The sequence below is a fragment of the Nitrospira sp. BLG_2 genome, assembly GCF_049222245.1.
The window spans coordinates 1-7,214 of sequence record NZ_JBLYIG010000227.1 but is presented as its reverse complement, the minus strand read 5'-3'; the positions used below and the strand labels follow the sequence as shown (position 1 = coordinate 7,214).

General features: G+C 59.7%; 5 protein-coding genes. All 5 read left to right on the top strand.

Annotation, left to right across the window (positions count from 1 at the left end):
- Positions 1-1,315, top strand: a 1,315-nt coding sequence (gene cls / locus ACOSYY_RS06370; protein ID WP_421661428.1) for a cardiolipin synthase, incomplete at its 5' end; no start/stop codon positions are given.
- 245 nt (positions 1,316-1,560) lie between these two features.
- Positions 1,561-2,637 carry an MBL fold metallo-hydrolase gene (locus ACOSYY_RS06365; protein ID WP_421661427.1) on the top strand — a complete coding sequence of 359 codons (1,077 nt, stop codon included), beginning with the start codon at positions 1,561-1,563 and terminating at the stop codon, positions 2,635-2,637.
- Between the two features lie 30 nt (positions 2,638-2,667).
- Positions 2,668-2,814, top strand: coding sequence for a hypothetical protein (locus tag ACOSYY_RS06360; protein WP_421661426.1), 147 nt, complete (start codon positions 2,668-2,670; stop codon positions 2,812-2,814).
- A gap of 21 nt (positions 2,815-2,835) precedes the next feature.
- Positions 2,836-4,032 (top strand): efflux RND transporter periplasmic adaptor subunit, encoded by a 1,197-nt coding sequence (locus ACOSYY_RS06355; RefSeq protein ID WP_421661425.1) that lies wholly within the window; start codon positions 2,836-2,838, stop codon positions 4,030-4,032.
- Positions 4,029-7,199, top strand: a complete 3,171-nt coding sequence (locus ACOSYY_RS06350; protein WP_421661424.1) for a multidrug efflux RND transporter permease subunit — start codon at positions 4,029-4,031, stop codon at positions 7,197-7,199. The genes ACOSYY_RS06355 and ACOSYY_RS06350 overlap by 4 nt, the downstream gene beginning before the upstream one ends.
- The last annotated feature ends 15 nt before the right edge of the window (positions 7,200-7,214 follow it).

Here is a 7,214-nt window from a genome sequence, read left to right as displayed (position 1 = left end):
CGGCGTCTTGGTTTACTTCCTGTTCGGTCGGGATCGGAAAGCCTTCAGCAACCAAAGTGAGCTGCTCCGGCAGGATCTGGAGGCGTCCGCCTTTCCGCTTCTCGCGCCGATGCTGTGCCGCCAAGATGAGGAAATCACCCGGCTCGAAACCAAGAGCGCGTCCCGCAGGAAGCTGATGCGTCTCGTAAGGCGCAATTCCAATTCGGCGTTAACGAGCCGGAACCACGTGGAGATCCAGCAGGATGCCTCAAAGTTTTATCCCAGCCTGATGAGGGATATGGAAGCGGCGCGCCATTCCATCCACCTCCAGTACTTTACCTGGGCCGCGGATCCGTTCACCGAGAAGTTGAAGGACATCATGACCGCGAAGGCGAAAGCCGGCGTCGCGGTCCGGCTGCTCTATGATCCGCTCGGCTCACGCCTCCATCTCAACCGTTCCTATCTCCAAGGGTTGCGCGCGGCGGGAGTGCATGTGGCGCCGACTTCGCCCATGTATCGATTGCACACGATCAGTTATCGCAACCACCGGAAGATCACGGTCATCGACGGCGCGATCGGCTACACGGGCGGCATGAATATCGGCCGCGAGCACCTCGACGGAGGAAAAGGCTTTGATTCCTGGCGCGACACGCAGGTGCGGATCATGGGGGAAGCGGTCGCCCTATTGCAGGCGGTGTTCATGATCGATTGGTATAACGCCGTGAAGGAGAATCTGTTCTCGATCCCTTACTTTCCGGCCGACGCGGCGGAGTCTTCCAAGGGTGATGTGCCGGTCCAGATCCTCACGTCGGGACCGGACTCGCAATGGGCGGCGATCAGGCAGCTCTATTCCCTCATGATCATCTCGGCGCAACGGCACGTGTACATTCAGTCTCCTTACTTCATCCTTGACGCGAGTCTCGCGGAGGCCTTGAGCACCGCTGCCATGTCGGGAGTCGACGTCAAAGTCATGCTGAGCGCCAGGCCGTCGGGGAACAAACTGCCGGATTGGGCCGGGAATACGTATGTTGCCGAGATCGTCGAGAGCGGTGTGCGCGTGTTCCTGTACCAAAAAGGTTACCTGCACGCCAAGGCGATCAGCAGCGATTCCCAGATCTGCTCGATCGGCTCGGCGAATATCGACATCCGCAGCTTCAGCATCAACTACGAACTCAACGCGGTGTTGTATAGCGAACGGCTTGCGAAGGAATGGGAGCGGGACTTCGAGCGGGACCTCGCGCATTGCACCGAATTCGACCCGGCAACCTATAAGAGACGCCATGTTGCCGTTCGGTTCAGAGACTCGGTTGCGAGGCTGCTCTCGCCGTTGCTGTGATTGGAAAGATCCTCCGGTTCGACCGGCGGCTGTTTCATGAGCGCCGGCGGTGGATTGGCCGAAGCGAGGTGCGCCCGAAGTCGCGCAAGATCATGCCGTTCGACCGTTGTACGCGGGAGGCTTATCACGTATGCTGCATCGGAGACACAAACAATGAATCAGGCATGGATGTCGGGGCTCGGGGAACGAATCTTTATATGGGGAGCCGCCGAAACCGGCCATTATAAATCCATGCCGGATAATTGATGCAGAAGCCGGAAAGTATCCGTAAGAGAATTCGTCAGCCGTTCGCTCTGCTGCTCTGCGTGGCATGGCTGCTGAGTCTGCCGTCCGGCTGCGGGAAGGTGGCGGAGCCTTTGCACAAAGACCGTCCCCACATTTTGAAGGATGGATTTCGGAACACGGATTCGGCCTTTGCTCCGCCGAGTCTTTGGGAGCGAATTATGTTCGTCCCGGTGCGAATATGGGAGACGACCTTTCACACCCGCACCGCGGACTTGCCGTTCGTTGAAAACGACGGCAGCGCGCTCAGGAGCAATCGAACCGAAGACACCGTGACCTGGGTGGGCCATTCTACATTCCTCATACAACTCGACGGCGTCGCGATTCTGACTGATCCGCAATGGTCGGAACGGGCAAGTCCCGTGACGTTTGCCGGTCCCAAGCGGCTGATGCCGCCTGGCCTGCCGTTCGAGGAGCTGCCGGCGGTTGACCTCGTTCTCATCTCGCACGATCACTATGATCATCTGGATGTCGATACGGTTCAGCGGCTTGCCCGGATGCATCACCCGTTGTTCATCGTGCCGCTGGGATTGAAGGCCTGGTTTGCGGACATCGGCATTACGAAAGTGGAGGAAATGGACTGGTGGGAAATCCGGCAGGTCCATGGCTTGACCGTCACCTGTCTCCCCGCCCAGCATTTTTCGGGACGCAGTCTTTGGGATACGAATCGGCGGCTGTGGAGCGCATGGGCCGTCGCCGGGCGCATGAAGCGGTTCTTCTTCGCCGGAGACACGGGCTACTATTCGGTCTTCAAGGAAATTGGAACCCTCTTGGGCCCCTTTGATCTGGCGGCTATTCCGATCGGGGCCTATGTTCCCCCTTCGATGATGAAGATGACCCATGTCACGCCTGAACAGGCCTTGCAGATTTTTGCCGATGTCCAAGGGCAACGCTTTGTGGCCATGCATTGGGGCACGTTCGATATGACGGAGGAACCGATCGAGGAGCCTGCCCTGCGCGCAAAGGCCGAGGCGGATCGACTGGGTCTCGACCCGTCCAGGGTGTGGATCATGAAACATGGAGAGACCCGGAGCTGGTGAGGAACTCTCCTGCCGTGGCACCGAGGACACGTGGGGTGGCGTCCGTCGGAAGGCGATGTCTCGGAGAGGCGTGCCGTGTTTGCCGAGGGCGTGATCCGAGGGGAGACGCATGAAAAAATTGCGTGGCTGCTCAGAGCGTTTTTCGAGCGAGCGATCCCCTATGTTGTGACCGAGTAATCGTCCGAGCTTTGATTGTCCATGACCGACACCATAACGATGAGACTGGCGATCGGCTGTATCGTGTTGATCGTGCTACCCGGCCTCTTCGGGTGCAAGAGGGAACCCGATTCTCCTTCCGCCCATCCAATCCCTGAAGTCCAGGTCGTGGAGATCACTTTACAAACTCTGCCCGACGAACCGGAGTTCATCGGACAGACGGAGGCATCGAGTATCGTCGAAATTCGACCGCAGGTAACCGGGATTATCAAGCAGCGTTTCTTCGCCGAGGGCCGCGATGTCAAGCAAGGCGATCGCCTCTATCAGATCGATCCTGTGCCCTTCAAGGCGGCGGAGACCAGCGCCAAGGCGAGAGTCGGCCAGGCCGAGGCGCGGTTAGTACAAGCCAAGCAGAATCTGGCTCGGGTGAAGCCGCTGCTCGCCGAACAAGCCGTCAGCCAAAAGGATGTTGATGATGCCGTCGCGGAAGATCTCGCCGCCAAGGCCGCGCTGGAAGCGGCCAGGGGAGACCTGACCAAAGCCAGGTTCGATCTTGATAACACGGTCATTGTCGCGCCCGTCGACGGCTTGATCGAGCGGACCCGCTATTACGAAGGCCGGCTCGTCACCGCGCAGACGGACTTGCTGACCGTCATTCATCAAGTGGACCCCATGTACGTGATCGTAAGCGCGCCGGAGAGCTTTCTCCTGAAGCGGAGGCGGGACATCCTTGCGCAACGGATTCAACATCCCGGGATCTACCGCTTGACAGGCATGATCACCTTCGCTGACGGGACGATCTATCCCCATGAGGGGGTGTTGGATTTTGCCGGTGTGAGTCTGCGGACAGAGACGGGATCGCGGGAGGCACGGGTGGTCTTCCCGAATCCCGATCGTGTGTTGTTGCCGGGACAGTTCGTCACCGTCCGCTTTCACGGTGTCTCGAAGCCCAACGTCGTGCTCGTTCCGCAGCGCGCGGTGCAACAGGGACCGAAAGGGCCGGTTGTCTATGTGGTCGGCGAGGGCGACAAGGTGGATATCCGCGACGTCAAGGCGACCCTGTGGCGAGGCGATGATTGGCTCATCGAGGAAGGGCTGCTGGCAGGCGAGCGGATCGTGGTCGACGGATTCCAGAGAGTGATGCCGGGCGCTCACGTCAAGCCTTTGAGAGTTATGGCGACAAGCCCCGCTGAGGAAGGATCACCGGCCGGCACCACCGGCACGGAAGGAACCGAATGAGTCCGACCTTCTTCATCGATCGGCCGATTTTTGCGTCGGTCCTTTCGATCGTCATCGTGGTGGTGGGACTCGTGGCCATGCAGGTGTTGCCCATTGCCCAGTTTCCGGAGATCACGCCTCCGATGGTGCAAATCGAAGCCGATTACCCCGGCGCCAGCGCGGAGGTGGTGGCGGAATCAGTGGCGCGTCCGATTGAGCTGGAGCTTCCCGGCATCGACAATCTCCTGTACTTCGAATCGACGAGCACCAATGACGGGCACATGACCATCCGGCTTACCTTTGAGATCGGCACCAACGTCGATATCGCGCAGGTCCAGACGCAAAACCGCCAGGCACTGGCGGTGCCGCGACTTCCTCCGGAAGTGGTCCGCCAAGGGATCACGGTGAAAAAAATGTCGCCGGATCTGCTTGCCGTCGCGGTGTTGCAATCCAGTGATCCCCAGCATGATGCCTTCTTTCTCGCCAATTATGCGATCCTGCGCATCATCGACAACATTAAACGACTCCCCGGAGTAGGCGATGCCCTGGTTTTCGGGCAGCAGGACTACAGTATGCGCTTGATCCTCAACCCGGTCCGTATGGCGCAGTTGAGCCTCACGCCGACGGATATCGCCACTGTCGTGCGCGAGCAAAATCGGGACTTTCCCGCGGGGACGGTCGGACGGGAGCCGACGCCGAATGGAACAGAGCTGACCCTTCCGCTGATGACGGACGGGAGGATGTCCGACGTACGTGAATTCGAGGAGATGATTGTTCGTGCCCTGCCGAACGGATCGATGGTCCGTCTCAAAGATGTCGCGAAGGTCGAATTGGGGGCGCAGTCGTACGTCCTGGAGGGCCGGTACAATGGAAAGCCGACCGCGCTGCTCATTACCTTTCTCCTGCCGGGTGCCAACGCCCTCGATACGATGAAACGGATGCGCCAGGAGATGGATCGTCTGGCCGAGATCTTTCCGGCGGGCGTGACCTACGACATTCCCTATGACACGACGCGGTTCGTGGAGGTCTCCATCAAGGAGGTCATCACGACCATCGGGGAAGCCATGGTGCTGGTCATCCTGGTCGTCTATATCTTCCTCCAGAGCTGGCGCGCCACGTTGATTCCGGCGGTGGCGGCCCCAATATCGCTGATCGGAACCTTTGCGAGCATGGCCGCATTTGGGTTTTCGATCAATACACTGACCCTCTTCGGATTGGTCCTGGCCATCGGGATCGTCGTGGATGATGCCATCGTGGTCGTCGAGAATGTAGAGCGCCACATGGCCGACGGGCTCTCGCCGAAGGACGCGGCGAAGAAAGCGATGGGCGAAGTGACCGGGCCGGTGATCGCCATCGTGTTGGTGCTCTGCGCCGTGTTCGTGCCGGTGGCGTTCCTGGGGGGCATCACCGGCCAGTTATATAAGCAATTCGCGATCACGATCGCGGTGTCTGTCGCGATCTCCGGGTTCGTGGCGCTCACGCTGAGCCCGGCGCTCTGCGCCCTGGTTCTCAAGCCGAGTCATGGTCCTCGCAGAGGGGTCTTCGGACTCTTCAACCGGCTGTTCGAGCGGATCCAAATCCGCTATGCCCAAACGGTCGGTTTCGCGTTGAGACATATCGTGCTGTCGCTGGTTATGTTCGGGGTGGTGATCGGCGGTGCGGCGGGTCTATTCAAGATCATTCCCATGTCCTTCTTGCCCGAGGAGGATCAGGGATACTTCATCACGGTTGCCCAACTCCCGGACGGCGCCTCGAAGAGGCGAACGGATGCGGTCCTCGACAAAATCGAGCAGTATTACATGTCGCTTCCGGCCGTGTACGGAACGCAAACCTTGTCTGGTCAGAACTTTGTCTTCAACACACGGGGAACGAATACGGCGACCATGTTCACGCCCCTCGAGCACTGGGATGAGCGGAAGGGCAAGCAGGACCACGTGCAGGCCATCATTGCCGGTGCGTTTCGAGAGTTCATGAAGATTCCCGAAGCGCTGATCCTTCCCTTCAACGCGCCCTCCATTCGAGGCCTCGGCGCCACAGGCGGCTTTTCTCTGCAGTTGCAGGACCCCGCCGGCGGGGATTTCGGAAAGTTCGCGGCCGTCATCCAAGAGTTCGTGACCAAAGCGGGGCAGGATCCGGCCATCGGGGCGATCAATACGAGTTTTCGTGTCAGCGCGCCGCGCGTGCATGCCAAGGTCAACCGGGAAAGGGCCAAGGCCCTGGGCGTGCCGATCTCGGAGGTTTTTGATACTCTCCAGGCCTATTTCGGAAACCTCTATATCAATGACTTCGTGAAGTTCGGCCGGGTTTACCGGGTCCAGACCGAGGCGGAACCCCGGTACCGATCCAGTGCCGCCGATATCAGCAAGATCTATGTTCGATCGCTGAGAGGGCAGGACTCGGCAATGATCCCGCTCGACACGGTCGTCACGACGACGTATGCCGCGGGGCCGGACCCCGTCACGCACTTCAACGGATTCAATACCGCGCTCGTATTGGGCTCCGCGGCGGCAGGATACAGTTCAGGCCAAGCGCTCGATGCGCTGGAGCGAGTGGCGCGGGAAGTGTTGATCCCTCAAGGTTTCGACAGCGACTGGAGCGGCCTTTCTTACCAGGAACGCAAAGCCGGCGCGCAATCGGTCGTGGCATTTGCATTCGGACTCCTCATGGTGTTTTTGGTGCTGGCTGCGCAGTACGAGAGCTGGACCGTGCCGTTTGCGGTGATTCTTGCCGTGCCGTTCGGCGTGTTCGGGGCGCTGCTCGCTGTGTGGCTGTCCGGCATGACCAACGACATCTATTTTCAGATTGGTCTGGTGACGCTCATCGGTTTGGCGGCCAAGAATGCGATCCTGATCGTGGAATTCGCCAATCAGCGGTCTGAGCACGGTCTATCGCTGATGGATGCGGCGATTGAAGCGGCCAGGCTGCGATTCCGGCCGATCATTATGACGTCGATGGCATTTATACTCGGCGTGGTGCCCCTGGTGACCGCCGCCGGCGCCGGCGCGGCGAGCCGGCATTCCATCGGCATCGGGGTGTTCGGCGGAATGCTTGCCGCGACGTTCCTGGCGATTTTCTTCGTGCCGCTGTTCTTCGTGCTGATCGGGAAACTCAGCCGGCGTAAAGAGCCGGTTCGGGTACGAGGGACTGAAAGCAAGGAGCACGATACCGGCTCGGTCGGCCGAATGTGATGCTGCGGAATTCGA